The sequence below is a fragment of the Pseudomonas sp. Root401 genome, from assembly GCF_001425105.1.
GTDB classification, from domain to species: Bacteria; Pseudomonadota; Gammaproteobacteria; order Pseudomonadales; family Pseudomonadaceae; genus Aquipseudomonas; species Aquipseudomonas brassicacearum.
The window spans coordinates 75,859-101,434 of the sequence record NZ_LMDO01000055.1; the positions used below are offsets into that span (position 1 = coordinate 75,859).

Sequence of the window (25,576 nt, forward strand, 5' to 3'; positions counted from 1 at the left end):
CATAAAAAAGCAACGAGCCATTGAAGGCCCGTTGCTCATGATCAACACCCGCTACGCAGGATCGAGTGAGCGCTCTTGATCGACCTGCCTCTGCGTGGCTTCGAATGCCTGCAGCAGGTCGTCCTTGAGGTCATCCAGGTCCTCCAGGCCAAAGCACAATCGAACCAGGCCTTTTTCGATGCCCATGTCCGCTTTTTCCTGATCTGTCATCGAGGCATGGCTGCCACTGAAGGGCTGGGCAACCATTGATGTCACGCAGGCCATTCCAGTGCCCGTGCCAAACCATTTGAGCGCGCTGGTGAACGTTTTGTAGAAGGGAACCAGGTCGGGCCGGATATCAACAAACACAATGCCGCCATAACCGGTCAGTTGCTTGCCATCGACGCGTGGGTAATAGACATGCTCAATAAAGGGCAGCTCGCGCAGATAGTTGAGCATGCTTGCTGTCGTCTGGCTGTGCTTTTCCATGCGCAGGTTGAACGTCTGCATGCTTCTGCGAAGCAACCATGCGCTATTGGGCGTTAATATCGTGCCTGAATAAAAGCGACCCTCAAGCAGGCGGTTGTAAATCATTTCACTGTTGACCAGAACCAGGCCGCCCATGACATCGCTATGTCCGGAGAAGTATTTGGTTGCGCTGTACAGTGAAATGTCGGCGCCAAAATTCAACGGTTTCTGAAATATCGGCGTGGCCCAGGTGTTGTCAACCACCACCAGTGCTTGCGGGTTGTTTTGCTTGACGGCCCGGCTGACCGCATGAATATCGATGTCTTTCAGGAACGGGTTGGTCGGTGTTTCGAAAATGACCATGTCGACGTTCGCCGGCAAGGTATTCAACCCGTCTTGTGTGGTGAGATCCAGAATCGTCAGGTGTGCGCCGATGCGTGCCGCATACCGCTGGAACAATTTATAAGAGCAGCCGTAGATGTATTTGTTGATGACCAGCGAAGCACCCGGTTTCAACAGTTCCAACACCATGTAGATGGCGCTCATCCCGGTGCTGTAGGCCAGGGCATATTCGCTGCCCTCCAGGGACGCGACAACCTGTTCCAATTCACTCACATTGGGATTGGCCTTCCTTGAGTAGAAGAAGGCCGAGTCAGCGCTGAAGGCGCTGCACTGATAAATAGGCGTTACCGAAGGACGCGCATCCCGGTCATCGACCTTGATATGAAGTATTTCAGTGGACACTTTCATGCTTGGCTGACCAGTTTGATGACCTGTTCATACATGTTCTGCTTGCCCTCGTAGCCAATGGTCGGGGTAATGTCGTTTTGCGAAATACCAATCTCTTCAATCGACTCCGTGGGGAAGTGAGCCCTGTCGAATACTTCATGAAGGTTCGAGTTCACCCCGTTGGGGAGCCAGACCTCAGGGCCGGTTTCATCGATGCGTGCCTTGGCAATAATGAATCGATAGCTTTCATGCGGCCGCAGTGTCAGTGACTTCCAATCGCTGTTGTGCCCGTCCGTATAGTTGCGCCGCAGGTAGACGGTCTGTTCGAAATCTTCGGTATTCAGCACTTGGGCGTGCAGCGACACGATATCCCCATGCCACTCGAACTTGCGTTTCTCGTAAGCGCTCAGCGCGTCCTCTCGCAACTCGACAGGGGCGTTCGCCTGATGCTCGCCGAGTAATTTGAAATGCGCGTCATGCCCGCATTGAGAGCAGCAACCCTTGCTGTCGAGTCCGATGATTTCAGCGTTCAAGCCATAGCGGGTGACGAGCAGGGCGTTACAGTTGTTGCAGCTGGTGTTGGTTCCCTCGACGTCATTCACGTTGCCCAGGTAGACGTGCTCAACGCCCATGCTGCGAGCAACGTCCCGAGCCTTCAGCAACCGGTCCACAGGGGTACGGATGCTGTTGCTCATTTTGTAATCGGGGTGGAACCTGACGAAGTGCAGCGGCACATTCGGGCCTAGCTCATCCAATACCCACTGGCTGATTTTCCGGGCCGTTTCCTCGTCGTCGCTGATGTCGGTCACCATCAAGGTACTGACCTCGACATATTTACCGGCGTCATAGACCTTCTTGATGCCGGCCAGGACCGGTTCTACCCAGCCGGTCGTGACCTTGCGGTAGTATTCCGGGGAAATGGATTTCAGCGAAATCGAGAAAATATCGATGACCGGCAATAGTTCATCAATGGCTTCTTCACTGATAAAGAACGCCGATTTATACAGGTTGATCAGGCCCGCTTCCTTGGCCAGCTTTGCCGTGTCGAGGATGAATTCGTGCCAGACAACGGGATCGTTATACGTCCAGGAAATGACGCGTATTCCGTGCTTGAGTGCGGTTTCCACAACTTGTTCAGGGGTGTAGTAGTAAACGTCTTTGTCGGTGACGTACTTGGCTTGCGAGGTCTTCCAGTTGTGGCAATAACCGCAGTTGAGCATGCAGCCGATATTGCCCAGGGACAAGATCCGCTCTCCAGGGGCAAAGTGGAAAACGGCTTCGGTCTCAATGGTTTCTTCCGTGCTGTGAACGCCTTTGCCGTAGTTCAATGTAACGAGTCTGCCGCCGCGGTTTCCGCGCACTTTGCAAAAACCTACCTTGCCCTCCTGTATGACACAGTTTCGTGGGGAAAGATGACACTTGACGGCGCCCCCCGGAAGTATTTCTTCCAGTTTTGCCGGGCTGCTTTCCAAGGTCCAGTTTTTATTTTTTGTAGTGTCCATCTCTCACTCCTCATCACGGAAGTTGCTATCAATATCATCGGTTGAAAAAATCAAGGCGAAACAATCCCGCCGCCATGAATGGCAGCCATCTTTATAGGTATTAGTAAGCGGATGAAGCGCGAATTAATCCATGGTTCTTGAGGGAAAAGCGCTTGGCATTCATGTTCATGAAGGGTTGAATAAGCGGGCCGATCACTAACAGGAATGCAATCGTTCCCACGCCGAACGGGCCGCCTAAAAGCCATCCGCTCGAAAAGATGCCGATTTCAATGATCATTTTGGCTTTGGTGAATGACCAGCCCCACTTGGAGACCATGGTCAGTACCACGAGGTCCATGATTCTGATTCCAATACCGCTCATGATGATCAATGCGGAGGAGTAGGCACATAACATCAGCCCCGTCGCCAATAACGTGTACTCATTCATTCTCGCGATCAAATACTCTCCGAGCCCCAGCCATGACCAGAGATCAATCAGCAGACCGGTCAGTGTTGTTGTAATAAAGGGACTTATCGGCGGGTATTTTTTGTTCCAGAGCATCCACCATGTCAGGAAGAAGAGGGACACGATAGCCGAACAAATGCCCATGCCCAGCATAAGTATTTTATCGATCGAGATGATCAAGACGTCTAGTGGGTCGGTACCCAGTTGACTGATGATGAAGCACTTGGCGCCCAGCGAAAAGAGACCGACACCCGTCAAGTACATCAGGATCTGGTCCTTCTTGAAACGCCGCAGATTTAGCACTTGCGTGCCAATGTGCTGGGTGAAAGAGTATGACTTTTTTCCACACTTTATCTTTTCATCTTCCATGCGAACACCATCCCTGGAGAGAATATTTTATTATGAGTGCGTCACGCTAAAGAGCAGGGCTATTGATTGCCCTCAGGCTTTCAGGCTGGAAATAGACTAGCGCTCTGCTTTATTTTGGTGCATGCTTTTTTTAATGAAAAACGCGGGCTTTTCATTAAAATTTATACTTTTAACCGGGGAAAACGCACATGGATCGTATAGACGTCAAAATCCTGGGTAAGGTACAGGACTGTGGTCGCATTTCCATCACAGAGCTTTCCAAGCACGCAGGTCTTTCTATTCCTGCCACCAATGACAGGTTGCGTAAACTTGAAGACTCAGGGGTGATCAAGGGCTATTACGCTCAGTTAGATCCAACCAAACTGGGGTATGGCATATCAGCTGTCGTCGGCATCACCACTCTCAAGCCGGCGAAGTCCAAATTAATAGCAACGCTCACCGACATACCCGAAGTCGTCGAGTGCCTGCACATCACCGGAAACGACTCCTATCTGATCCGGATCTACGCCAGATCCATGGCTGAGATCGAGGACATCATTGCGAAAATCAACGCCTACGGAGAGACGCGCACCAGCATTGTCCTGTCCATTCCTATCGAGAGAAGAAAGCTCGCCCCATGAGCCTGGGTGCTGCGCACTGACTACGTGCTCTGCTGAACAAACATGGCTCACCCCTCAAGGCTGTGCACCAGGTTTTCAATCGCTTCCAGAGCTGCCTCATCCGCAGGCGCCGGTGCGGGACTTGCGCTGCGCATCTGGTACGCAAGACGGTACTCACTGGGGGTGCAACTGGCGTATTGCTTGAAGGCGCGGGCGAAGTAGGAAGGGTCCTTGAAACCTGCCTCGTAGCCGATGCTGGTGATGGGCATCTGGCTGTTATCGAGCAGCTCCTTGGCAAAGCTCATGCGTTTGTTCAGCACGTAGTCGGTGAAGCCGAGCCCGTTGGCTTCCTTGAACACCCTGCTGAAGCGAAACGTGGTCATGCCGCAGCGCTTGGCCAGATCGCGCTGATCGATGCTTTCGCGAAAATGCTGGTCGATGTACAGCATGATGTGGCTGAGGGCCTGGTGTTTCTGGTGCCCGGAGGTCAGGCGGATACTGTCCGGCAGGGTCGGGGAGTGGTCGATCTGCGAGGTCTTGCCCCGGCCATTGGTATTGCGACGCAACTCGCACAGTTGCACCACGGCCGTCAGGTAGCGCTTTCTCTCGGCGGTAGACAGGGGCACCACCATGTATTCCCAGACGCTGGAGCGCATGGCCCACACCGCCAGTTCTTCGGAGTGCTGCACGGTGAACATGGTGATGGGGATGGCCGGAACGGTCCGCTTGATCTCCAACAGGCGCCGCAGGCCCGGCGTGTCCGGGCGATCGAAGTGGATGCAGATCATGTCGACCTGTTCCCCGCTGGGCAGCATGGCGTTTTTTGCCAATGTGCAATCGCACGTGTCCAGGAACTGGGAAATGAGTTCCTTGGTGGACCGATCATGAGTCAGATCGAACCATAACAGCTTTGGCTTGCCAGTCAGATGTGACGTCATAGGACGACTACCCAGAGGTTCTTTCTGCCCTTTAGCTAGCAGTATTGTCACTGTGCTATCACTTCGCCGAATAATTTTTTATAAAAATTCGATCTTTTAGCGCCACCCCCGTCACGGGATGCTGGCGAGCGCCCCTTTGCGCTGCGGCACGGATGGATTTCCCGCCCCCTGGCGCCTTTTCCATCCCCGCAAAAAAATCCTAGCGATGTGCAAAATCCTCCTAACGGCTATGACCACCTGCTGACTAGGGTTGCATCAGGCAGTTCGCAATGTACTGCCCCTTGAAAAAACAACCCCGATGAGGTGTGCGAAATGACTCTTCAAACTATCAAGGCTTCGGTACTGAAGTTCGCCAAAGATGAAGATGGCCTGACCATTGTGGAATATGCAGTGGCCGGCGGGTTGATCACCGTATTGGTGGCCGCCGCGTTTGTTCTTCTGGGCGGCGCCGTGAATACCAAGATCCGTGCACTGTGCCAGGCGGTCAACGGCAACGTTGCCTGCTGACCGCGGCAACTTGCAGCGACGGGGACACGGTACCTTTCAAGGAATAACGCTTGCGACTCTTTTGCAGTGAGTACAACGAATCAATCAAATGGACTTTGCGCTGTCCCCTCTACCCAAGTTTTTAGCAGTACTTCTTATCAGCGTGAGGTTCATGAAATGACTTTCCAGACAATAAGAACTTCGATCAGCAAGTTCGCCAAAGATGAAGACGGCCTGACCATTGTTGAATACGCGGTGGCGGGTGGCTTGATCACGGTGTTGGTGGCAGCGGCATTCGTCCTTCTGGGCGGTGTGGTGGATACCAAGATCCGTGCGTTGTGCCAAGCCGCCAATGGCAACGTCGCCTGCTAACAATAACCAAACTAGGGAGACGCATCATGTCCATGGAATTGCTGGTGTCGACGGTACTGCTGGTAGGACTGCTGGGTGTGGCGGTGGTGAGCGATCTGCGTCGCCACCGCATCCCCAACACGCTGGTCCTGTTGGGCCTTGCCCTGGGGTTGGCCGGCCAGGTTTATACTGGTGGGCTCGGCGGCCTGGGCGACAGCCTGTTGGGCATGCTGATCTGTTTCGGGTTGTTCCTGCCCATGTATGCGGTCGGTGGCATGGCCGCCGGTGACGTCAAGCTGATGACCATGGTCGGCAGCTTCCTGCCTTTTCATTACGCACTGTGGGCGGCGCTGTTCAGCCTGATCGCCGGCGGTGTGTGCGGTTTCCTGATCGTCCTGGCCCGGGGCCAACTGCTCCAGACCCTGGGGCGTTACTGGCTGATTGTGCGAGCCCAGTCCTATCTGGCGCCGACTTCCGATGAAGTGGCCGGCAAACCCTTTCCTTATTCGATTGCGATCCTGATCGGCACTTTGAACAGCGTCTACTGGCAACTGGTTGCCGGCGGCTGGGGAGTCTAGTCATGCACGTCATCAACGATAGCGATGCCTACCCCAGCGAACGGGAAGCGGTCCAGCGCCTGGCGCCACAGCCATGCACCATTCGCGACACCGGCCTGAGCGACAGCTTCCTGGGTGAACTGGTGTGCAAGCACCTGCACGACGCCGGTGTGCTGGACATGTCGCGGCTGGTGGAGCGCCTGGCCCTGACCGGCGCGGTACTGGAAGAAGTCCTGGCGTTCCTGCGCAAGGACGGTCGCGTCGAAGTGCTGGGCCAGTTGGGACAATCGGGCGGGCAGACGCTGCGTTATGGCCTGACCGAGCGCGGCCGCAGTTCGGCGCGTGACGCCCTGTCCCGTAGCGGCTACATCGGCGCGGCGCCATTCCCGGTGAGCACCTATCGCTCGCTGATCAAGATCCAGACCATTCACCATGGCCGCATCACCGCCAAGGACATGCATCAGGCGCTGGCCGGCCTGGTGCTGAGCCAGGGCATGCTCGACCAGTTGGGCGTGGCCCTGAATTCCGGGCGGGCGATCATGATCTACGGCCCGGCGGGCACGGGCAAAACCTATGTCAGCAGCCGATTGATCCGGCTGTTCGCCGAGGCGATCTGGGTGCCCCATGCCATCGTTATCAACGAATCGGTGATCGAGATCTACGACCCGCAGGTGCACCAGCGCCTGGATGACAACGGCCAATCGAACAACCTGATGCTCAACGAAGGCATCGACCGCCGGCTGCTGTGCTGCAAACGCCCGATCGTCATTACCGGCGGCGAGCTGAGCATGGAACAGCTGGACGTGCGCTACGACCCTTTCACCCGGCAATACCAGGCGGCGTTGCAGCTCAAGGCCAGCAACGGTCTGTTCATCATCGATGACATGGGCCGCCAGCGCATGGCCCCAGCCGAGTTGCTCAACCGCTGGATCGTGCCCATGGAGGAGAAGCGCGACTTCATCAACCTGGGCGGCGGCCGGCATTGCGAATTGCCGTTCGACCTGGTGCTGGTGTTTTCCACCAACCTCAATCCCCTTGAATTGGCCGACGAGGCCTTCCTGCGGCGCATTGGCTACAAGGTGCAGTTCGGCTACCTCAAGCCTGAGGAATACGAACAAATCTGGCGCCAGGAGTGCGAACGCCTGGGCATCCCCTATGACCCGCTGTTGGTGCGCTATGTCCTGCAGCGGCTGTATGCCGGCGAAGGCATGCCGCTGGTGCCTTGCCATCCCCGTGACCTGTTGAACATGGCGCTCGACCGCCAGCGTTACCTGGGCGGTTCCGGGCCCCTGTCGCCGCAAGAGCTGGAATGGGCCTGGCACAACTACTTCGTTCAGCTCGACTTCCTTTGATCTGGAGATACCGACATGAGCTCTCGTACGCTTCCCCTGATAGGCGTTTCCCTGGTAATGGGCCTTGGTGCCGCATGGATGGCCGACTCCTGGCTGAGCGCACGACTCAACGCGACCCCCGATGACCACTTGCGAAGCGTGGTGGTCGCCACGGTGGAAATCCCCTTCGGGCAAATGGTCGAGGCCCAGCAAGTCACGACCGTGCGCATGCCCATGGACACGATCCCGGACGACGCCTTCGATGCCAGCGAGCAGGCTGTAGGCAAGATCGCCACCTTCGACATCCTGCGCGGCGACATCGTGCGGGGCGCGCGCCTGAGCGAGCACTTGGGAGGCAGCACCCTGGCTTCGCTGATCGCACCGGACAAACGGGCCATTTCGGTACGAGTGGATGATGTGGTCGGCGTGGGTGGCTTCCTCTTGCCGGGCAACCGGGTCGATGTCCTGGCGACCAAGACCACCAGCGCCGGCAGCAACAGCGCGACATCCCGGACCATCCTGGAAAACCTGCGGGTGCTGGCCGTGGACCAGACCGCAGGCACGGACAAGACCCAACCCGTAGTGGTGCGGGCCGTGACGCTGGAAATGTCCGCCACCGAAGCGGAATTGCTGGTCACTGCGCAGACCGAGGGCAAGCTGCAATTGGCCTTGCGCAACCCGTTGAACCTGGAGAAAAAGGCCGTGGCCGTTGCGCCGCCAGCCCCGGCGCCAGTCATGGCGATGGCCGCTCCACTGCCAAAACCCGCGGTGCAGCGCAGTGCCAAACCGCAAGGCGGGGCGATCACGCTGATCCGCGGAGTTGAAAGCAGTGTGATCAATGTCCGCTGAGTAACGCCTCCTATGCCAGGCCCTTGCGGGCCGTGGCGATGCCGATCCTCAAACGTTGTAATGAGGGCTCGATGATGAATGCCAATATCCGGCGCCAGGGAGGGGCGGTAAGTGTACTGATGGTGATCGCGCTGGTAGCGATTTCCATGATGGCGGCGTTGGCCCTGGATGGTGGGCACATGCTGTTGAACAAGACGCGCCTGCAAAATGCGGTGGATGCCGCGGCCCTGGGCGGGGCCAAGACCCTGAGCCAGGTGACTGGCGGCATCAACATGGCCAGCACCACCCGCGCGGCGGCCCTGGACACGCTCAACAGAAATGCCAACGCCGTCGGCAACACCGAGTTGGCCACCGCAATCGCCGGCAACCCGGGTGCGTTTGCCGAGGTGGAACTCTCCAGCAGCGTCTACGGCCCGTTCTCCTACCCAGGACCTAGCGATGCCAAATACGTACGGGTGTCGGTGTCCAGCTATCAATTGAACGGCTTTTTCTGGAGCTTCGTGCAAACGATGGGCAGCGCCGGCTTGGGCAACAAGCGCGTGGCGGCGATTGCCACTGCCGGTCCCAGCCCCACCTCTCCTTGTGACCTGGCGCCGTTGATGGTCTGTGGCGATCCCACTCAATACAACCCGGCCGCCGGCAACTTCTGGGGGTATCAGTTTGGCGACCTGGAAGTCTTGAAAACGGCAGCAGGGAACACCTCGCCCATCGGCCCGGGCAACTTCCAATTGCTCGATTTCGGCTCAGGCGGCAGCGCAGTCCGGGAGGATCTGGCCGGTGGTGGCTCGGTTTGCCGCAGTGTCGGCGACAACGTCCAGACTGCGCCAGGTAATAAAGCCGGCCCAACTTCCCAAGGTTTGAATACGCGCTTCGGTATCTACAACGGCCCGGTCAGTTCTTCGGACTACCCACCGGACCTGGTCACGTCCTCAGGCACCCCGGCGATCACCTACAACGATTCGCTCTCCCAGGCGCAATACAAAGGTCAGTCCATCACCTCGAGCAACGGCGATCTCTCGGCAGGCGGCGAGGCGATACAGGACTACAACGACTGGCGGGCCCAGGTCGCCGCCTGTGTGGCGGGGGGCGCCAGCGGTTGTGAAAGCAACGGGGTTTTCGAGCGTCGGATGCTGAAGATCGTGATTGGCGATTGCGCCGGGAAACTGAGCGGCTCGACGTCGATTCCGGTCTTGGGGTTCGGCTGCTATTTCGTCCTGCAGCCGGTGAACGGTGGTGGTTCGGAGTCGATCATCTTTGGCCAGTTCGTCCAGGAGTGCGAGGGCGACAACGTACCCGGCCCGACGCCGTCCACTGATTCCGGCCCACAGATCATTCAGCTCTACAAAACCTATCTCAACGGCAGCGGCACTCCGAGCACCGACTCGTAGGAGGCGTCATGGGACTTTCTCATTTCAAACCAGCACAAGCCCAACAAGGCGTGGCGCTGGTGGAGTTCACCCTGGTGCTGCCGTTGCTGCTGTTGTTGCTGCTGGCCTTCGGTGAGTTCGGTCGCATGCTCTACCAGTACAACGTGCTGTTGCAGGCCAGTCGCGATGCCGACCGCTTCGTCGCCAGTCAGGCGTGGAACACCACCCTGGGCAGCATCACGCTGAACAACACGTTGCTGACCCAGACAAAAAACGTTGCGGTGTATGGCGTGCCCAGTGCTACCGGCACCGCCGTGGTGTCAGGGTTGACCACGGCTCACGTGCAGGTCGCCGCTGAGGGCATCGATCATGTGCGCGTCACCATCACCTACCCCTTCTGCCCGGTGATTGGTGCGGGCAACTGCACGGGTTCGATCCCAGGGTTTTTCGGCAATGCCATTCCGCTGGGCATCCAGTTGGTCGCAACCACTGTCATGAGGGCGCTGTGATGAATAACAAACACATGCGCGGCACTTACATCGTGGAGTTCTCCTTCGTGGGCTTGCTGGTGTTCATCCTGCTGTTCGGCGTGGTGGAAATGGGCCGGCTGTACTTTACGGTCAACGCGCTGGATGAAGCGGCGCGGCGCGGTGTGCGCCTGGCGGCAGTGTGCAATATCAGCGACCCGGTGGTGTTGCGCCGGGCCATCTTCAACGCCGCGACGGACGCCGGCACCAGTCAACTGATCAGCAACCTGGCGACCTCGAACCTGGCGCTGACCTACCTGGACGTCAATGGCGCCGTGGTAGCGAACCCCGCCGACACGTCCGGCGCCACCGGCTTTCGTGCCATCCGCTATGTTCGGCTGAGCGTGCAGAACTTCGTTTTCAACCTGTTCATTCCCGGGTTAGGCGTGCCCATTACCTTGCCCGCGTTCCGGGCAACCTTGCCACGCGAAAGCCTTGGGCGTCATTCCGATTCCGGGGAGATCACACCATGCTGAACACTAGGGAAACTCCGCTTTCGACCGCGACTGGCAGAGCCGGGCTGCGGATACTGATCAGCAGCCGCGATGCCACGTCCCTGCGTGACCTGCAATGCGTCTGCCAGCGCATGCCTGGCCTGGAGGTGAGCACACGCCTGGTCAGCAACGGCCATGTGGACCCGCTCTACGGTCTGGACCGCATGCCCGACCTGCTGCTGCTACGCGTCAGCCACCTGTGGCGCGAAGAGTTGTCAGCCTTGCTGCAGCGTCCGGCCCATGAACGTCCGCCGATGCTGGTGTGTGGTCCCTTGGGTGAGCAGGAGGGCATGCGCCTGGCGATGCAGGCCGGCGCCCGGGACGTGCTGCCCGAACCCATCGCCGATACCGAATTGGTGGCGGCGTTGAATCGTCTGGTCGCGGATGTGCGCCTGGGCAGTGGCAACGAGGGCAAGCTGGTCGCCGTGATCAGCGCCAAGGGTGGCTCCGGCGGGACCCTGGTGGCGTGCAACCTGGCCCAGCAGCTCAGCGCCCGGGCAGGCAATACCTTGCTGCTGGACATGGACCTGCAATTTGGCAGCGTGACCCATTACCTGGACGTGGCGCAGTCCCACAGTCATCTGGAAGTACTGCAACAGGTCGACGACATGGACAGCGTCGCGCTGCGGGGCTTTTGCAGCCACTTCAGCCCGACCCTGCACGTACTGGGTGGCCGGGCTGGTGAGTTGTGCCTGCCCCAGGATGCCCAACCGGAACAGCTCGACGCCCTGTTGCAACTGGCCCGCGCCAGTTATGACTGGGTGGTGGTGGACCTGCCGCGGCAGATCGATCACCTCACCGGCTCGGTGCTGGAGCAGGTGGACCGGGTGTATGTGGTGGTGCAACAGAGCGTCAGCCACCTGCGCGATGCCAGTGCCCTGGTGCGCATCCTTCGCGAAGACCTGGGCGTGCGCGGGGATCAGTTGCAGATCGTGATCAACCGCTATGACAAAAACGCCGCCGTCAGCCTCAAGGACATCGGCGAGGCCCTGCGTTGCCCGAACCTGTCGAAATTGCCCAATGACTTCAACCTGGTCAGCCAGAGTCAGAACACTGGCGTGCCGTTGGGGCTGCATGCGCCGAAGGCGGCAATCACCGCCGCCCTGCGCGATTTGACCGAAGACCTGGTCGGTCACCAGATGGCCACAGACAAGGGCCTGCTTAAACGCGCCTTCAACCGTTTTTTCGGGGGATGACCCATGATCAGCGACTTTCGTAACCGCTTGCGCAAACAGCCCGCCAAACCTGGCACTTCAGCGGGCGCCCAACCCGGCGACGGCCTGCCGGACCCGACAGACGCGTTGATGGCCTGGGAGCAAGCTATCCCCGACGTGCTGTACGAAACCCGCAGCCAGGTCACGCCGGTGGAGGCCGAGTGGCGGGAAAAGATCTACCAGCAACTGCTCAAGGTCATGGACCTGTCGTTGCTCGATACCCTGGAACAAGTCGAGGCCGCGCGGCAGATACGCGATATCTGCCAACGTCTGCTCGAGGAACATTCGGCACCGGTGAGTACGGCCAGCCGGCAATTGATCATCAAGCAGATCACCGATGAAGTGCTCGGCCTCGGGCCGCTGGAACCGTTGTTGGCCGACCATAGCGTGTCCGACATCCTGGTCAACGGCTTTGCCTCGGTCTACGTCGAACGCTTCGGCAAGTTGCAACGCACCGACGTGCGTTTTCGCGACGACCAGCATTTGCTGAACATCATCGACCGCATCGTTTCCAGCTTGGGGCGACGTATCGACGAGTCCTCGCCCTTGGTGGACGCCCGGCTCAAGGACGGTTCGCGGGTCAACGCGATCATTCCACCGCTGGCCATCGACGGTCCGAGCATGTCGATCCGGCGCTTCGCCGTGGACCTGCTCAACACCGACAGCCTGATCCAGGTCGGCACCATGACCCCGGCCATTGCCTTGCTGCTCAAGGCCATCGTTCGCGGGCGCCTGAACGTGCTGATCTCCGGCGGCACCGGCAGCGGCAAGACCACCATGCTCAACGTGCTGTCCAGTTTCATTCCCCACAACGAACGCATCGTCACCATTGAGGATTCGGCCGAGTTGCAACTGCAGCAACCCCACGTGGTACGCCTGGAAACCCGCCCGTCGAACATCGAGGGGCGCGGCGAGGTGAGCCAGCGGGAGTTGGTGCGCAACAGCCTGCGGATGCGTCCGGACCGCATTGTCATTGGCGAGGTGCGCGGCGCCGAGGCGATGGACATGCTCACGGCGATGAACACCGGCCACGACGGCTCCTTGACCACCATCCACGCGAACACGGCACGGGATGCGTTGGGGCGAGTCGAGAACATGGTGTCGATGACTGGGGCGACTTTTCCGATCAAGGCCATGCGTCAACAAATTGCCTCGGCCATCGATGTGGTGATCCAACTGGAGCGTCAAGAAGACGGCAAGCGACGCGTGGTGAGCATGCAAGAGATCAACGGGATGGAAGGAGAGATCATCACCATGACCGAAATTTTCTCCTTCGTGCGCCAGGGCATCGGTGAACATGGCGAGGTGCTCGGGGAGTATCGGCCCAGTGGCATGATCCCGGCCTTCCGCGATGTGCTGGCCAAGCGTGGCATCGAACTGCCGCTGACCTTGTTTCGTCCTGAGTGGATGGAGGGCCGGACGTCATGAACAATATCCCCAGTGAATTCATCCTGATGTTCCTTGGCATGGTGTTCATCGCCGTATTCCTGCTGTCCCAGGGCGTGGTGGTGCCGGTGTTCGGCGAGGCCGGCAGGATGCGCAAGCGCATTCGCGGGCGCCTGCATGTACTGGAGAAAGCCAACCACTTGCCCAACATGCAGACCGTGTTGCGGCAGAAATACCTGACGCGCCTGTCCCCCTTGGAAGCGCGCCTGGAACAGCTGCCGTTCATGGCCAACCTGACCCAACTGATCGAACAGGCCGGGCATGAATACCGCGCTTATCGGGTCATGCTGCTCGGTCTGGCCCTGGGGGCGGCGGCGGGTGCCTTGGTGCTGATGGTCTCGCCGATCTGGTGGCTGGCGCTGCTGGCGACGTTCGTCGCGACCTGGCTACCGGTGCTGAAAATCCTGCGTGACCGCAACAAGCGTTTCGCCGCCTTCGAGGAAGGTTTGCCGGATGCACTGGACGCCATGTGCCGTGCCTTGCGCGCCGGGCACCCGTTCAACGAAACCCTGCGCCTGGTCGCCGAGGAGCACAAAGGGCCGGTCGCCCAGGAATTCGGCATGACGTTTTCCGACATCAACTATGGCAACGATGTGCGCCGGGCCATGCTCGGCCTGCTGGAGCGCATGCCGAGCATGACGGTGATGATGCTGGTGACTTCGATCCTCATCCACCGCGAGACCGGCGGCAACCTGACCGAAGTGCTGGAACGCCTGAGTCGCTTGATTCGTGGGCGGTTTCGTTTCCAGCGCAAGATCAGGACGCTGTCGGCGGAAGGGCGCATGTCGGCCTGGGTGCTGGTGGCGATCCCGTTCGTGCTGGCGATCGCCATCGTGCTCACCAGCCCCAGCTACATGCCGGTGCTGATCAATGACCCCATAGGGCACAAGCTGATCATCGGCGCGTTCTGCGCCATGTTGATCGGGATTTTCTGGATAAGAAAGATCATCCGGATCCAGGTTTAAGCGCTGTCGCGCCGAGAGGTTTCAGTCATGGACTTTTTGCTCGGATTGTTGAGTCGGTTTACCGGTAACGAAGAACTGGCACGCCTATTGTTCATTGCCGCGATTGGCCTCAGCGCGGTGCTGGCGGCCGTCGCGCTCCTGCTGTTGATGTTGGGCCTGCAGGATCCGGTGCAGCGGCGCCTGGCGCTGATCAAGCGCGGTTACGCTGGCAACATCGCAGGGCAGGAGGCACCCGGTAACCTGCAGCTCTTGCTGGAGCGGGTTGGCCAGCGCTTTGCCTCGACCGACCAGGCCCACACGTCGGCCACCCAGACCTTACTGACCCACGCCGGTTACCGGTCTGCCTCGGCGGTGCAGATGTATTGGGCCGTGCGCCTGATGCTGCCGCTGTTGCTGGTCGGCGTTGCGTTGTTGCTATTGCCGATGGTCAAGGTTTCAGTGGCCATCGGCTTGCTGGGGGTGACTCTCGTGGCGGGCATCGGTTGGTTGCTGCCGGCGATCTACGTCGGCAAGCGCAAGCAGGCACGCCAAGGCCGGCTGCGCGCCGCGTTCCCGGATGCGCTGGACCTGATGGTGGTTTGCGTCGAGTCGGGCCTGGCGCTACCTACGACGATCGAGCGGGTGGCTGAAGAGATGTCGGTCAGCCAGGTCGAACTGGCCGAGGAACTGGCGCTGGTCAATGCGCAGATCCGGGCGGGCATCACCAGCACCGAGGCCCTCAAGCAACTGGCCGTGCGTACTGGCCTGGAGGATATCCAGGGCCTGGTCAGCCTGCTGGCGCAAAGTATCCGATTCGGCACCAGCGTGGCCGATACCCTGCGGATCTACGCCGATGAGTTTCGCGACCGGCGTACCCAGGCTGCGGAAGAAATGGGGGCCAAGATTGGCACCAAGCTGATCTTTCCGCTGATTTTCTGCCTGTGGCCGAGCTTTTTCCTGGTTGCCATTGGTCCGGCCATGATCGGTGTGTTCAGGGCCTTTGGGAATATGTAGATCGGTGGGTATTCATGAGTCTTGTGTTTACCACAGTCCCATTGTGTGCGAGCTTGCTCGCGAAGGCGGCCTGACGGCTGGCCTTGCTCTTGTTGACCGGGTACATATCCATTCCTGCGGTAACGGCTGCTTAGGGTTTCGCCCTGACGGCGACTCACTTTTGAGAAGCCCGGGAGCCGGCCCAGTCAAAAGTAAGCAAAACGCTTCATGGCCCACCACTCGGTGCCTCGCTTAGGCTCGGCATGCCCGAACGAAGGCATTGCTCCGTGGGCCGCCGCGAAGGGCCATCCATGGCCCCGCGCAGCTATCCCGGCATCCATGCCGGGATGCCCACTGCGCAATGCCTGCGTTCGGCCATCGTGGTTAACGGGGCGCCGAGATCAACGTCCACCGCGAGGCGGCCTAGTAGCCGACCTGGCTCTCCCGGTCGTGCACCCCTCAGATCTGTTTGAGCAGGACCTGTGGGAGCAAAGCTTGCTCGCGAGGCGGCCTGACAGCCGGCCTGGCTCGCCCGGTCGTACACCCATCAGATCTGTTTGAGCAGGACCTGTGGGAGCAAGGCTTGCTCGCGAGGCGGCCTGACAGCCGACCTGACTCTCCCGGTCGTACACCCATCAGATCTGTTTGAGCAGGACCTGTGGGAGCAAAGCTTGCTCGCGAGGCGGCCTGACAGCCGGCCTGGTTCTCCCGGTCGTGCACCCATCAGATCTGTTTGAGCAGGACCTGTGGGAGCAAAGCTTGCTCGCGAGGCGGCCTGACAGCCGACCTGACTCTCCCAGTCGTACATCCATCAGATCTGTTTGAGNTGAGCAGGACCTGTGGGAGCAAAGCTTGCTCGCGAGGCGGCCTGACAGCCGGCCTGGTTCTCCCGGTCGTGCACCCATCAGATCTGTTTGAGCAGGACCTGTGGGAGCAAAGCTTGCTCGGCGAGGCGGCCTGACAGCCGACCTGACTCTCCCAGTCGTACCCCGATCCAATTAATGTGGGAGCGAGCCTGCTCGCGATAGCGGTGGGTCAGTTACATGAGTGTTGGGGGCCCCAGGTTTTTCCGGCGGTCAGTCAAAAGACCGCAGCCCTTGGCAGTTCCTACATCGGATCAAATGTAGGCGCTGTCGAGGGCTGCGGTCTTTTCGTTTCCAGCGTGCTTCATTTGCTGCTGGTGATTTCTCCTGCCGAGTCCTGGTCAAAGAACTCCGGGATCGGGTAGTTGAAGCTGTTGAGCCAACGCTGCATGGCCATCTCGCGTTCGGCGGACGAGGCGGTTTGCAGGTTGGTGGAGGCCACCACGCCGCGAATCTGCAGTTGCATCCAGCTCTCGGTGCCTTGCTGTGCTGGCGAAGAGGGGCCAGGCTCAATGGCCCAGGCGCTGCTGGACAGGCCCACCATGCACACGATCATCAATTGTTTGGTCATCATTTTCTGGACTCCTCGTAACGCTCTACTTGACCGCGCCGGTTGAAGCATCGACAACTTCGGTCAGGCGGTTGGGGGGTGACGTCACTGCCTGAGGGGCCGAGCCCCTGATCTTTTCCGCACGGGCCTGGGCATCCGCCACTTGCTGGGGGCTCAGCTTGGCCATGTTCGCGAGCTCGGCGGCCTGCTTCCAGTTGTCCTGGTAGATCAGCAGGGTCACCATGTTGAGCGCGGCCAGCGTGTCAGACTGCTGGAGCTCCATGGCGGTCATGAACTCGAAGCGGGCTTCTGAAATGCGTCGTTGATTGAGGTAGACGACCCCCAGGTCATTGCGGATCTTGCCGTCGGTCGGGGCCATTTTTGCTGCGCGTTCGAGGTATTGCGTAGCGGTCGCATTGTCATTTTTGGCGACCGCCAACTGGCCAAGACCATGTTCGCCATCAGCGGCCAGGCATGTCCCGAGCAGGCTTTGGTACAACGGTGCGGCCTCGTTGCGCCCCATCAGGCGCAGCACCCGGGCCTTGCGCAGGCGGACCTGGACCAAGTCCTCGGGCAAGCGTTCGAGGTTTGCCAGGCTGGCGTACAAACGGCCCTCGTTGGCCATGTCTTCAGCCATGTTCAGGGCCAATTCCTGGTCGGATCCTGGCTTGGCGCAATCGGCCGAGCGTGAAGCCACCACGCCATTGCTGGCACAACCGGCGAGCATCAAGGTTGCCGCTAATGCGATCACTGTTTTCATTGAATGCCCCTTGGCAACCCGTTGGAGAACGGATGCCTTGCACATCAGTCGCCGGCTCATTTGGAAAGCCCGCTGCGGTTGTCAAACTCGCCACTTTCGAGGAAGTACATGCGGTAGAAATTCGGGTCGTAATTGCGCAGTTGCTCACCCGGCAATGTTGGCAGTTGCGCGTCGGCAGCCAACGGTTGGACCAGGTGCGGGGTGACGATCATCAGCAGCTCGCGCTCTTCGCGGTTGATGGCGTTGTCGCGAAAGAACGCGCCGAGGATCGGCACATCGCCAAGCCCCGGAAACTTGTTCACCTGTGAGCTGTTGCGGGTGCTGATCAGGCCACTGATGACAAAACTTTCGCCATCGGCCAGGGCGATGCTGGTATCGGTACGGCGCACTGTGAGTGCTGGCACCAGTGTCCCGGCGATGTTCACCGCGTTGGTGAAGTCCAGCTCACTGACTTCCGGTGCCACCTTCAGCACGATGCGATTCTTGCCGATGACGGTGGGGGTCAGGGTCAGGCGAATACCGAACTCCTTGTACTCGATGGACACGTTGTCGCTGCCGGCACTGGGCACCGGGATCGGCACTTCGCCGCCGGCCAGGAAGCTTGCGCTCTGCCCGCTGAGGGCCACCAGGCTTGGCCGCGCCAGGGTATAGGCGAAACCACTGCCTTCCAACGCGTTGATCATCAACAGGGTTTGGCCGGTGGCGAAAGACAGGTTGAACATGTCGTTGTTGGCCGGCAACGAAGGCCGGACAACTCCGCCGATGGTGGGCAAGGTCCTCGGCGAACCGAACAGGAAGTTGCCACGGCTGCCGAAAATCGACGTCGAGGCTTCCTTGAGTTTGGTCCGGCTGACCTCAACGAAACGAATGTCGGTCTGCACCTGGGCGAGCAGCATAGGGTCTTCGGAGGGGATGCTCGCAGCGCTGGTCAGCGCCTCGGTGGCCCGGCCTTTGACAAAGACCATGCTCTGGCGCGGTATCTTCGAACAGTCGGTCCAGACCATCAGGCTGGTGGCGCCGGGCGCCAGGCCTGTGAGGATGAAGGCATCGTTGCCACTGGGCTGCACATCGGCAATTTTCGGATCGCCGACCGCCAACTTCGTCACGGGGGCGAGGATGCGCAGTTCGCTCTGGTGCCCTTGGCCGACCTCGAAGGTCGCCGGCAAATTGTCCAGTTGCGAACAATTTGCCGCTGCGGCCTGGGCCGCCTCCAAGCCAAGACCCATCCAGAACAGGCCATGAATGAAATGTTTTAAAACGGGTGCAGTGCGCTGGGTCATGAAGTGATCCTCGATGAAGAGACCATCCCTAGGCTTAACTATTTGCCTCGGATCACTTAAGAGGCCCGGGCTGCCCCTTTCCATCTCGCCTGACCGTTCATTGATGCCGGTTTCAGGCCTCGTCGCTATAAGCAAACGGGCGCATTTCACCGGCCTGACTGAACGACAGGCTGCTTGCAAACAACGTTTCGGTACCCGGGATCTCCGGGATTTTCGAAGGCAGTGACGGTGTCGATCAGGTCGCTTCAGGAGCGTTTTACCGACCCCGTCCTTGCTTCTGTTTGACGGTAGTTCAAGCATGGCAAAGCGCCACGCCCTGAATCAAAAAAATGACTAAAAAGTGACGGAAGGGAAAGTCTCGCTCAAACAGGCGTCAATAATCCGTCTTTTTGTGTTGAGAGGCACTGTTCGCAGGGGCAGATCTGGCAGTGGGAGGCGAGGCCTGCGAGCCACTCCTGGTCGCAGGGGCTGGCGGCTATCAGGCCACGTGGTAGTGCACTGACAGTGTTCCTTTCTTTTGCGAAAGCGAGGCGATGGTGACTGTTCCCAGTTCCTGTAGGCGCTGCACGTGAGTACCGCCACAACCGTAGGCGGTCAGTTCACCGAAACCGACTTCGCGCAGGCCTTCGCGCAACGTGATCAGGCGCGGCAGGTCATCGGCAATCCATTCGTCAATGCCTTGCTGAATCATTGAGATGTCCAGTTCCTGAGGATTTTCCCCTGGCTGGAACTGCACGCGGCTTTCACCGGGCCAGTGATGGGCCTTGATCGGCGTCCAGCCACGGGTCTCGGCGAAATGGCCGATCAGGTGCCCAGCCGAGTGCAGGCGCGCATTCAACTGTCGGCGCTGCGCATCCACGCTGATCGCCGCCGTGCCCAAGGCCACCGGACTGTCGACGTAATGGACGATCTGCGGCCCTTCCTGGACCACGCGCAGCACCTGGCTTTCACCGATCCATCCGGTGTCGCAGGGCTGACCACCACCCTGGGGATGGAACAGTGTGGCGTGCAGCACCACGGCAAATTCATGCTCCCGGGGGCTGCAATCCAGGACTTCAACGTTGGCCTTGAGGTCATCGCTATGGAAAAAGAGGCGAAGCGTCATGTGCCATATCCACATCAGAAATTGTGATGGGATTATAGGTAGGGCGTAAAAGGGTGATAATCCGTTCAAATTTCAAAGGACTGTTGCGCCATGAGCACAAATCTACCGTTGCCGTTGCTGGCCGAAATGGCCATCTTCGTCAAGGTCGTGGAGACCGGCAGTTTCTCCGAGGCGGCCCGCCAGTCAGGTTCATCGCCGTCGGCCATCAGCCGCAGTATTTCTCGCCTGGAGAAAGCCCTGGCGACCCGTTTGTTGCAACGCACCACCCGCAAGTTGCGTTTGAGCGATGGCGGGGAGGAGGTGTTCAAGCGCTGTCAGGAAATGGTCGCCGCCGCTCGGTCGGTGATGGAAATCAGTGGGCAGTTCACCCAGGAGGCTGAAGGCCGTATCCGTGTCAGCGTGCCCAAGGCGGTGGGGCGTTTCGTGATTCATCCGCACATGCCCGAATTCTTGCGTCGTTATCCGAAGGTCGATGTGGAGCTGTTCCTGGAGGATCGACAGGTTGACCTGATCGACGATCATGTCGACCTGGCCATCCGGATTACCGATCAACCTCCGGTCGGGCTGGTGGGGCGTCAGTTGCTGACCATCGATCACCTGCTCTGCGCCACGCCGCAGTACCTGGCGGAACACGGTACGCCCACGCATCCTCACGACCTGTTGGAACACAGCTGCATTTACCTGGGGGCAACCCCGAACGATGCGCGGTGGAAGTTCAAGAAAGGCAGCAAGTCCGTCACCGTCGGCGTGCACGGGCGCTACGCGGCCAATCACACGGGCGTGCGGTTGGGGGCCGTCTTGCAGCACATCGGCATTGGCAGCCTGCCGTACTTCACCGCCCGTCATGCCTTGGAGCAAGGCTTGATCGTGCAGGTATTGGCCGACTGGACGTTCCTGGCGTCCTACCACGGTGGCTTGTGGTTGCTGCATTCGCCGACCCGCTACCTGCCGCCCAAGCTGCGGGTGTTCATTGATTATCTGGTGGCGTGCCTGGAGAAAGAGCCGACCTTGAGCACGGTGGGCGACGGGAGTGGCCCCAGCAAGGTCGCGACGGGTTATGAGTTGCCGGAGAGTGATGGGTTATTTTGACCGGCCCCATCGCGAGCAGGCTCGCTCCCACAGGATCTGCAGTGCAGATGAATTTTATGAGCAACCACAAACCAGTGTGGGAGCGAGCCTGCTCGCGATGGCGATGGTACGGGCAGCATCGCAGCAAGCTGACCCACCGCTTTCGCGAGCAAGCCCGCTCCCACAGGAGGTCTGTTGTGCACATGAATTTTATGATCAACCGCAAACCAGTGTGGGAGCGAGCTTGCTCGCGATGAGGCCTGTCCAGGCAACACACGTTGGCTAGGCAAAAAAAAGCCCGCCGGGTTAACCGTGCGGGCCTTTGCATGACGGATCGCAATCAGTGCTTGCTGTCCTGCTCCGACATCGCCAGCAATTGCTTTTCCTGGTTCCAGTCGAAAGGCTCGTCGTTTTGCTCGGCTTCGAAACGACGTTCCTCCAGGGCCTGGTACAGGGCGATTTCTTCGTCGGGCATGTAGTGCAGGCAGTCGCCGGCGAAGTACCAGAGCAGGTCGCGAGGCACCAGGTGGGCGATCTGTGGATAACGGACGATCACCTGGCAGAGGAGGTCCTGGCCCAGGTACTGGCTTTCGATCGGGTCGACGGGCAGTTGCGCGCGCAACTCGTCGAAGCGCTCCAGAAAGAGGGCATGGCTTTCTTCGGGCACCTGTTCGGCCTCACCCACGGCGACCAGGATGCTGCGCAAGTGGTCAAGCAAGACAAGGTGATCGGCAACGACATTGGACACGAGATAAGTCCTCAAGAGCAAAACGGGCGCAGGAGTATAAAGCCCTTGCGCCTGCTTTTGTAGGTGAAGAGCTATAGGTGACGAGCGTACTGGCCGTCAGTATCAACGGACCTTGTATTGCGCTAGCGTCAACTCCTCCTTATCGAAGTCATCCACATCGATGACCTTACGCCGCGCCGCCTCGGCCGCGCGCAAGGTCTGCGCTTCACCGGCTTGCAGCACACCCGCTTCCAGGGCTGCGTCGATGAGAGGTTCGCCCGGCGCCGGGTTGAGCTGACCCTGCTTGAGCGCGACGTGCAGTTTCTTGTGCAGCGGATGGGCGGCGGCCAGCAGGTCAGCGGCGTGTTGCAGGGCGCCCACCGGATCGTCGGTCGATTGCGGGCGATAGCAGCCCTGCAGCAACTCTTCGAGGGTCGGGTCACCCTTGGGCCGACCGATGACCGCCGCTACCTCGGCGTCGAGCCTGTCGCTCGGGCCCTTGTGACGACGACCGAAGGGGAACACCACCAGGCGCAACAGGCAACCCAGCACCCGGTTCGGAAAGTTGCTCAGCAGTTCATCCAGCGCACGCTCCGACTGGCCCAGGCTTTCCTCCATGGCCCAGGTGAACAGCGGCTTCATGTGGTCCGGCGAGTCCAGGTCGTGATAGCGCTTGAGTGCGGCGGACGCCAGGTACAGATTGCTCAATACGTCGCCCAGGCGGGCCGACAAGCGTTCCCGGCGCTTGAGCTCACCTCCCAGCAGCATCATGCTCAGGTCCGCCAGCAGGGCGAATGCCGCTGCCTGCCGGTTGAGGGCGCGGAAATATCCCTGGCTCAAGGCATTGCCGGGGGCCTTCTCGAAATGCCCCAGGCCCAGGTTTAGCACCAGGGTGCTGGCGGCGTTACTCACGGCAAAACCAATGTGCTTGAGCAACAAGGCGTCGAACTCGACCAGTGCCTGGTCCTTGTCTTCACGGCTTGCCAGGGCCATTTCCTTGAGCACGAACGGATGGCAGCGAATGGCGCCCTGGCCAAAGATCATCAGGTTGCGCGACAGGATGTTCGCGCCTTCGACCGTGATGAAGATCGGCGCACCTTGCCAGCTGCGACCCAGGTAATTGTTCGGGCCCATGATGATGCCCTTGCCGCCATGCACGTCCATGGCGTGGCTGATGCACTCGCGGCCGCGTTCGGTCAGGTGGTACTTGAGAATGGCCGACAGCACCGAAGGCTTTTCCCCCAGGTCCACGGCGTTGGCGGTCAGCATGCGCGCAGCATCCATCATCCAGGCGTTGCCACCGATGCGCGCCATGGCTTCCTGGATACCTTCGAATGCCGACAACGGTACGTTGAATTGCTCGCGCACCTGGGCGTACTGGCCCGTTACCAGGCTGGTGAACTTCGCAGCACCGGTGCCCACCGCCGGCAGGGAAATCGAGCGCCCGACCGACAGGCAGTTCATCAGCATCATCCAGCCCTTGCCGAGCATGTCCTGGCCGCCAATGAGGAAGTCCAGCGGGATGAATACGTCCTTGCCCCAGTTCGGCCCATTCATGAACGCGGCGCCAAGGGGCAGGTGACGGCGGCCGATATGCACGCCAGGAGTGCCGGTGGGAATCAAGGCGAGGCTGATGCCCAGATCTTCTTCGTCACCCAGCAGGTGGTCGGGGTCATACGCCTTGAAGGCCAGGCCCAGGAGGGTGGCTACCGGGCCGAGGGTGATGTAGCGCTTTTCCCAGTTCAGGCGCAGGCCCAATGTTTCCTGGCCTTCCCATTCACCCTTGCAGATGATGCCGGTGTCGGGCATCGCTCCGGCGTCGGAGCCGGCCAGCGGCCCGGTCAGGGCGAAGCAGGGAATGTCGTCGCCACGGGCCAGTCGCGGCAGGTAATGGTCGCGTTGTTCATCGGTGCCGTAATGCAACAGCAGTTCTGCCGGGCCGAGGGAGTTGGGGACCATCACGGTGGAGGCCAGGTCGCCGCTGCGCGTGGCCAGTTTCATCGCCACCTGGGAGTGGGCATAGGCAGAAAAGCCTTTGCCGCCGTATTCCTTGGGAATGATCAGCGCGAAGAACCCGTGCTCCTTGATATGGGCCCAGGCTTCAGGCGGCAGGTCCATGGCCTGGCCGATCTGCCAGTCGCTGACCATTGCGCAGAGGGCTTCGGTGGGGCCGTCGAGGAACGCCTGCTCTTCCTCGGTCAGTTGCACCTTGGGGTAGGCCAGCAGCAAGTCCCAATCCGGGCGACCGCTGAACAGTTCGCCATCCCACCACACCGTGCCGGCATCGATGGCGTCGCGCTCGGTCTCGGACATGGGCGGCAGGGTTTTCTGGAACCAGTCGAACATTGGCGCACTGAAATACCGACGGCGCAGGTCCGGTAGCAGCAGCGGGGCCGCGACAGCGGCGAGTACCACCCAGAGGATCAGCAGCAGCCAGCCGGGCGCATGGCTGAAAATACCCATGGCCAACAGATAGACCGCGACGATACCCAGCGCGGGCAGCGGGTCGATGCGCCGGTGCGCCAGCCAGGCGATCCCGACGACCAGGACCAGTATCCACAACAACAGCATATGTAATCCTCCGTGAACCAAGGCAAAACCGACCTTCAGAGCTTAGACGGCATCTGCAAAACCGGCAGTCAGCGCGATGTGATTGATTTCGTGGGAAACCCTGGGTGCATTGCGCCAGTCTGGTTGGCAACAGCCGTGGGAAATCGTTCGTTAACAAGGTGAGAAAGCGCCATTGTTTGGCCGGAATGCCGTTATCGCTGGCTGGGGGCTGTGGATAAACTCGAGGCAAGCCCCGTAGGAGCTGCCGAAGGCTGCGATCTTTTGATCTTGCTCTGTCGGTCTTTCGCTCAGGATGCAATTGTCTGGGGAAAGATCACAGCCTCGTTGCACTCGACAGCTCCTACACAGCTCCTACAGGCGGTGATGTTTTTTGAGAGGTATTCCTTTTATGCAGCAATACCTGAACCCCGGCCCCTTCATCGACAGCGATCACCCCGCAGTCGTCGACTTCACCGAAACTCACCGCGGTGCCGAACGCGACCCGCTGGCCCAAGTGGTCAACCTGTATTACGCCGTGCGCGAGGCGGTGCGCTACAACCCCTACACCTTCAGTCGCGACCCGGCGACCCTGCGCGGCAGTTACGCGCTGGCTGCGGGCGAAAGCTATTGCGTGCCCAAGGCCACCTTGCTGGCCGGCTGCGCCCGGCATTGCGGTATCCCGGCGCGCATTGGCCTGGCGGATGTCCGCAATCACTTGTCCACACCGCGCTTGCTGGAATTGCTCAGGAGCGACGTGTTCGCCATGCACGGTTATACCGAGCTGTACCTGAACGACCGCTGGGTCAAGGCCACGCCGGCATTCAACCAGGGGCTGTGCGAATTGTTCGACGTGGCCCCGCTGGAATTCGACGGTCGCCACGACAGCGTTTTCCACCCGTTCAATCGGCAAGGGGCGAAGCTGATGGAATATGTCACCGACCACGGCCAGTTCGCCGATGTGCCCGAAGCGTTCTTCTTCGAACACCTGGAAAAATGCTACCCGCACCTGTTCGGCGAGCAGGTGCCACTCTTGCTCGGCGACATGCAGGGCGATTTGAGTCGTACCTGATCCGGCGTATGCTGCT

Annotated in this window: 25 protein-coding genes; 15 read left to right on the top strand and 10 right to left on the bottom strand. The window is 59.8% G+C overall.

What is annotated here, in order from left to right; all coding sequences use genetic code 11:
* Positions 1-51: 51 nt before the first annotated feature.
* From ASC85_RS26445 to ASC85_RS26455, 3 genes are all read right to left on the bottom strand, one after another.
* Positions 52-1,197 (bottom strand): PLP-dependent transferase, encoded by a 1,146-nt coding sequence (locus ASC85_RS26445; RefSeq protein ID WP_057451995.1) that lies wholly within the window; start codon positions 1,195-1,197, stop codon positions 52-54.
* Positions 1,194-2,678: an AmmeMemoRadiSam system radical SAM enzyme gene (gene amrS, locus ASC85_RS26450; RefSeq protein ID WP_057451996.1), complete on the bottom strand. Its 1,485-nt coding sequence runs from the start codon at positions 2,676-2,678 to the stop codon at positions 1,194-1,196. The genes ASC85_RS26445 and amrS overlap by 4 nt, the downstream gene beginning before the upstream one ends.
* Before the next feature lie 100 nt (positions 2,679-2,778).
* Positions 2,779-3,492 carry a YczE/YyaS/YitT family protein gene (locus ASC85_RS26455; protein ID WP_057451997.1) on the bottom strand — a complete coding sequence of 238 codons (714 nt, stop codon included), beginning with the start codon at positions 3,490-3,492 and terminating at the stop codon, positions 2,779-2,781.
* 188 nt (positions 3,493-3,680) lie between these two features.
* Between ASC85_RS26455 and ASC85_RS26460 the strand changes: the two genes are divergently transcribed.
* Complete coding sequence (locus tag ASC85_RS26460; RefSeq protein WP_057451998.1) at positions 3,681-4,112, top strand: Lrp/AsnC family transcriptional regulator; 432 nt, start codon at positions 3,681-3,683, stop codon at positions 4,110-4,112.
* Positions 4,113-4,159: 47 nt separating this feature from the next.
* Here the strand turns inward: ASC85_RS26460 and ASC85_RS26465 are convergent, their stop codons facing one another.
* Positions 4,160-5,029, bottom strand: a complete 870-nt coding sequence (locus ASC85_RS26465; protein ID WP_057451999.1) for a response regulator transcription factor — start codon at positions 5,027-5,029, stop codon at positions 4,160-4,162.
* Positions 5,030-5,341: 312 nt separating this feature from the next.
* Here ASC85_RS26465 and ASC85_RS26470 point away from each other — a divergent pair, with 312 nt between their 5' ends.
* The 12 genes from ASC85_RS26470 (at position 5,342) to ASC85_RS26525 (ending at position 15,609) form a co-directional block, all read left to right on the top strand.
* Positions 5,342-5,536 carry a Flp family type IVb pilin gene (locus ASC85_RS26470; protein ID WP_008070254.1) on the top strand — a complete coding sequence of 65 codons (195 nt, stop codon included), beginning with the start codon at positions 5,342-5,344 and terminating at the stop codon, positions 5,534-5,536.
* 156 nt (positions 5,537-5,692) lie between these two features.
* The gene (locus ASC85_RS26475; protein WP_014339543.1) at positions 5,693-5,887 is read left to right on the top strand and encodes a Flp family type IVb pilin; all 195 of its coding nucleotides are present in this window, start codon (positions 5,693-5,695) and stop codon (positions 5,885-5,887) included.
* Positions 5,888-5,913: 26 nt separating this feature from the next.
* Positions 5,914-6,444 carry an A24 family peptidase gene (locus tag ASC85_RS26480; protein WP_014339542.1) on the top strand — a complete coding sequence of 177 codons (531 nt, stop codon included), beginning with the start codon at positions 5,914-5,916 and terminating at the stop codon, positions 6,442-6,444.
* Positions 6,445-6,446: 2 nt separating this feature from the next.
* Positions 6,447-7,775, top strand: a complete 1,329-nt coding sequence (locus ASC85_RS26485; RefSeq protein ID WP_057452000.1) for a hypothetical protein — start codon at positions 6,447-6,449, stop codon at positions 7,773-7,775.
* Between the two features lie 15 nt (positions 7,776-7,790).
* Positions 7,791-8,603: a Flp pilus assembly protein CpaB gene (gene cpaB, locus ASC85_RS26490; protein ID WP_057452001.1), complete on the top strand. Its 813-nt coding sequence runs from the start codon at positions 7,791-7,793 to the stop codon at positions 8,601-8,603.
* A gap of 71 nt (positions 8,604-8,674) precedes the next feature.
* Positions 8,675-9,991 carry a TadE/TadG family type IV pilus assembly protein gene (locus ASC85_RS26495; protein WP_057452002.1) on the top strand — a complete coding sequence of 439 codons (1,317 nt, stop codon included), beginning with the start codon at positions 8,675-8,677 and terminating at the stop codon, positions 9,989-9,991.
* A gap of 8 nt (positions 9,992-9,999) precedes the next feature.
* Positions 10,000-10,479: a TadE/TadG family type IV pilus assembly protein gene (locus ASC85_RS26500; protein WP_057452003.1), complete on the top strand. Its 480-nt coding sequence runs from the start codon at positions 10,000-10,002 to the stop codon at positions 10,477-10,479.
* Positions 10,479-10,973 carry a TadE/TadG family type IV pilus assembly protein gene (locus tag ASC85_RS26505; protein ID WP_057452004.1) on the top strand — a complete coding sequence of 165 codons (495 nt, stop codon included), beginning with the start codon at positions 10,479-10,481 and terminating at the stop codon, positions 10,971-10,973. Before ASC85_RS26500 ends, ASC85_RS26505 begins: the two co-directional genes overlap by 1 nt.
* Positions 10,967-12,187 carry an AAA family ATPase gene (locus ASC85_RS26510; RefSeq protein ID WP_057452005.1) on the top strand — a complete coding sequence of 407 codons (1,221 nt, stop codon included), beginning with the start codon at positions 10,967-10,969 and terminating at the stop codon, positions 12,185-12,187. Before ASC85_RS26505 ends, ASC85_RS26510 begins: the two co-directional genes overlap by 7 nt.
* A gap of 3 nt (positions 12,188-12,190) precedes the next feature.
* Positions 12,191-13,633: a CpaF family protein gene (locus ASC85_RS26515; RefSeq protein ID WP_057452006.1), complete on the top strand. Its 1,443-nt coding sequence runs from the start codon at positions 12,191-12,193 to the stop codon at positions 13,631-13,633.
* The gene (locus ASC85_RS26520) at positions 13,630-14,616 is read left to right on the top strand and encodes a type II secretion system F family protein (protein WP_057452007.1); all 987 of its coding nucleotides are present in this window, start codon (positions 13,630-13,632) and stop codon (positions 14,614-14,616) included. Before ASC85_RS26515 ends, ASC85_RS26520 begins: the two co-directional genes overlap by 4 nt.
* 27 nt (positions 14,617-14,643) lie before the next feature.
* On the top strand, positions 14,644-15,609 hold the full coding sequence (locus ASC85_RS26525) for a type II secretion system F family protein (RefSeq protein ID WP_057452008.1): 966 nt from the start codon (positions 14,644-14,646) through the stop codon (positions 15,607-15,609).
* Between the two features lie 1,146 nt (positions 15,610-16,755).
* On the opposite strand, the gene ASC85_RS26530 is transcribed toward ASC85_RS26525, so the two are convergent.
* The 4 genes from ASC85_RS26530 to ASC85_RS26545 all read right to left on the bottom strand — a co-directional run bounded on the left by ASC85_RS26530 (position 16,756) and on the right by ASC85_RS26545 (position 20,146).
* A complete protein-coding gene (locus ASC85_RS26530; protein ID WP_014339532.1) occupies positions 16,756-17,025 on the bottom strand; it encodes a DUF3613 domain-containing protein in 270 nt (89 codons plus the stop codon).
* 22 nt (positions 17,026-17,047) lie between these two features.
* The gene (locus ASC85_RS26535; RefSeq protein WP_057452009.1) at positions 17,048-17,761 is read right to left on the bottom strand and encodes a tetratricopeptide repeat protein; all 714 of its coding nucleotides are present in this window, start codon (positions 17,759-17,761) and stop codon (positions 17,048-17,050) included.
* Positions 17,762-17,817: 56 nt separating this feature from the next.
* Positions 17,818-19,041, bottom strand: a complete 1,224-nt coding sequence (locus ASC85_RS26540) for a type II and III secretion system protein family protein (protein WP_014339530.1) — start codon at positions 19,039-19,041, stop codon at positions 17,818-17,820.
* Between the two features lie 478 nt (positions 19,042-19,519).
* Positions 19,520-20,146, bottom strand: a complete 627-nt coding sequence (locus ASC85_RS26545) for a hypothetical protein (protein WP_057452010.1) — start codon at positions 20,144-20,146, stop codon at positions 19,520-19,522.
* Between the two features lie 90 nt (positions 20,147-20,236).
* On the opposite strand from ASC85_RS26545, the gene ASC85_RS26550 reads away from it, so the two are divergent.
* On the top strand, positions 20,237-21,235 hold the full coding sequence (locus tag ASC85_RS26550; RefSeq protein WP_057452011.1) for a LysR family transcriptional regulator: 999 nt from the start codon (positions 20,237-20,239) through the stop codon (positions 21,233-21,235).
* A gap of 319 nt (positions 21,236-21,554) precedes the next feature.
* Here ASC85_RS26550 and ASC85_RS26555 read toward each other — a convergent pair whose 3' ends face one another.
* Together ASC85_RS26555 and ASC85_RS26560 are read right to left on the bottom strand one after the other, a co-directional pair.
* On the bottom strand, positions 21,555-21,962 hold the full coding sequence (locus tag ASC85_RS26555; protein ID WP_018604120.1) for a PA2817 family protein: 408 nt from the start codon (positions 21,960-21,962) through the stop codon (positions 21,555-21,557).
* A 102-nt stretch (positions 21,963-22,064) separates the two neighbouring features.
* A complete protein-coding gene (locus tag ASC85_RS26560) occupies positions 22,065-24,512 on the bottom strand; it encodes an acyl-CoA dehydrogenase (RefSeq protein WP_057452012.1) in 2,448 nt (815 codons plus the stop codon).
* A 388-nt stretch (positions 24,513-24,900) separates the two neighbouring features.
* Between ASC85_RS26560 and ASC85_RS26565 the strand changes: the two genes are divergently transcribed.
* The gene (locus tag ASC85_RS26565; RefSeq protein ID WP_057452013.1) at positions 24,901-25,560 is read left to right on the top strand and encodes a transglutaminase-like domain-containing protein; all 660 of its coding nucleotides are present in this window, start codon (positions 24,901-24,903) and stop codon (positions 25,558-25,560) included.
* Positions 25,561-25,576 lie beyond the last annotated feature (16 nt).

Excerpts from the sequence above, each read along its gene's own strand:
- ASC85_RS26445 (WP_057451995.1), bottom strand. The coding sequence starts at position 1,197 with ATGAAAGTGTCCACTGAAATACTTCATATCAAGGTCGATGACCGGGAT.
- amrS (WP_057451996.1), bottom strand. The coding sequence starts at position 2,678 with ATGGACACTACAAAAAATAAAAACTGGACCTTGGAAAGCAGCCCGGCA.
- ASC85_RS26455 (WP_057451997.1), bottom strand. The coding sequence starts at position 3,492 with ATGGAAGATGAAAAGATAAAGTGTGGAAAAAAGTCATACTCTTTCACC.
- ASC85_RS26460 (WP_057451998.1), top strand. The coding sequence starts at position 3,681 with ATGGATCGTATAGACGTCAAAATCCTGGGTAAGGTACAGGACTGTGGT.
- ASC85_RS26465 (WP_057451999.1), bottom strand. The coding sequence starts at position 5,029 with ATGACGTCACATCTGACTGGCAAGCCAAAGCTGTTATGGTTCGATCTG.
- ASC85_RS26470 (WP_008070254.1), top strand. The coding sequence starts at position 5,342 with ATGACTCTTCAAACTATCAAGGCTTCGGTACTGAAGTTCGCCAAAGAT.
- ASC85_RS26475 (WP_014339543.1), top strand. The coding sequence starts at position 5,693 with ATGACTTTCCAGACAATAAGAACTTCGATCAGCAAGTTCGCCAAAGAT.
- ASC85_RS26480 (WP_014339542.1), top strand. The coding sequence starts at position 5,914 with ATGTCCATGGAATTGCTGGTGTCGACGGTACTGCTGGTAGGACTGCTG.
- ASC85_RS26485 (WP_057452000.1), top strand. The coding sequence starts at position 6,447 with ATGCACGTCATCAACGATAGCGATGCCTACCCCAGCGAACGGGAAGCG.
- cpaB (WP_057452001.1), top strand. The coding sequence starts at position 7,791 with ATGAGCTCTCGTACGCTTCCCCTGATAGGCGTTTCCCTGGTAATGGGC.
- ASC85_RS26495 (WP_057452002.1), top strand. The coding sequence starts at position 8,675 with ATGATGAATGCCAATATCCGGCGCCAGGGAGGGGCGGTAAGTGTACTG.
- ASC85_RS26500 (WP_057452003.1), top strand. The coding sequence starts at position 10,000 with ATGGGACTTTCTCATTTCAAACCAGCACAAGCCCAACAAGGCGTGGCG.
- ASC85_RS26505 (WP_057452004.1), top strand. The coding sequence starts at position 10,479 with ATGAATAACAAACACATGCGCGGCACTTACATCGTGGAGTTCTCCTTC.
- ASC85_RS26510 (WP_057452005.1), top strand. The coding sequence starts at position 10,967 with ATGCTGAACACTAGGGAAACTCCGCTTTCGACCGCGACTGGCAGAGCC.
- ASC85_RS26515 (WP_057452006.1), top strand. The coding sequence starts at position 12,191 with ATGATCAGCGACTTTCGTAACCGCTTGCGCAAACAGCCCGCCAAACCT.
- ASC85_RS26520 (WP_057452007.1), top strand. The coding sequence starts at position 13,630 with ATGAACAATATCCCCAGTGAATTCATCCTGATGTTCCTTGGCATGGTG.
- ASC85_RS26525 (WP_057452008.1), top strand. The coding sequence starts at position 14,644 with ATGGACTTTTTGCTCGGATTGTTGAGTCGGTTTACCGGTAACGAAGAA.
- ASC85_RS26530 (WP_014339532.1), bottom strand. The coding sequence starts at position 17,025 with ATGATGACCAAACAATTGATGATCGTGTGCATGGTGGGCCTGTCCAGC.
- ASC85_RS26535 (WP_057452009.1), bottom strand. The coding sequence starts at position 17,761 with ATGAAAACAGTGATCGCATTAGCGGCAACCTTGATGCTCGCCGGTTGT.
- ASC85_RS26540 (WP_014339530.1), bottom strand. The coding sequence starts at position 19,041 with ATGACCCAGCGCACTGCACCCGTTTTAAAACATTTCATTCATGGCCTG.
- ASC85_RS26545 (WP_057452010.1), bottom strand. The coding sequence starts at position 20,146 with ATGACGCTTCGCCTCTTTTTCCATAGCGATGACCTCAAGGCCAACGTT.
- ASC85_RS26550 (WP_057452011.1), top strand. The coding sequence starts at position 20,237 with ATGAGCACAAATCTACCGTTGCCGTTGCTGGCCGAAATGGCCATCTTC.
- ASC85_RS26560 (WP_057452012.1), bottom strand. The coding sequence starts at position 24,512 with ATGCTGTTGTTGTGGATACTGGTCCTGGTCGTCGGGATCGCCTGGCTG.
- ASC85_RS26565 (WP_057452013.1), top strand. The coding sequence starts at position 24,901 with ATGCAGCAATACCTGAACCCCGGCCCCTTCATCGACAGCGATCACCCC.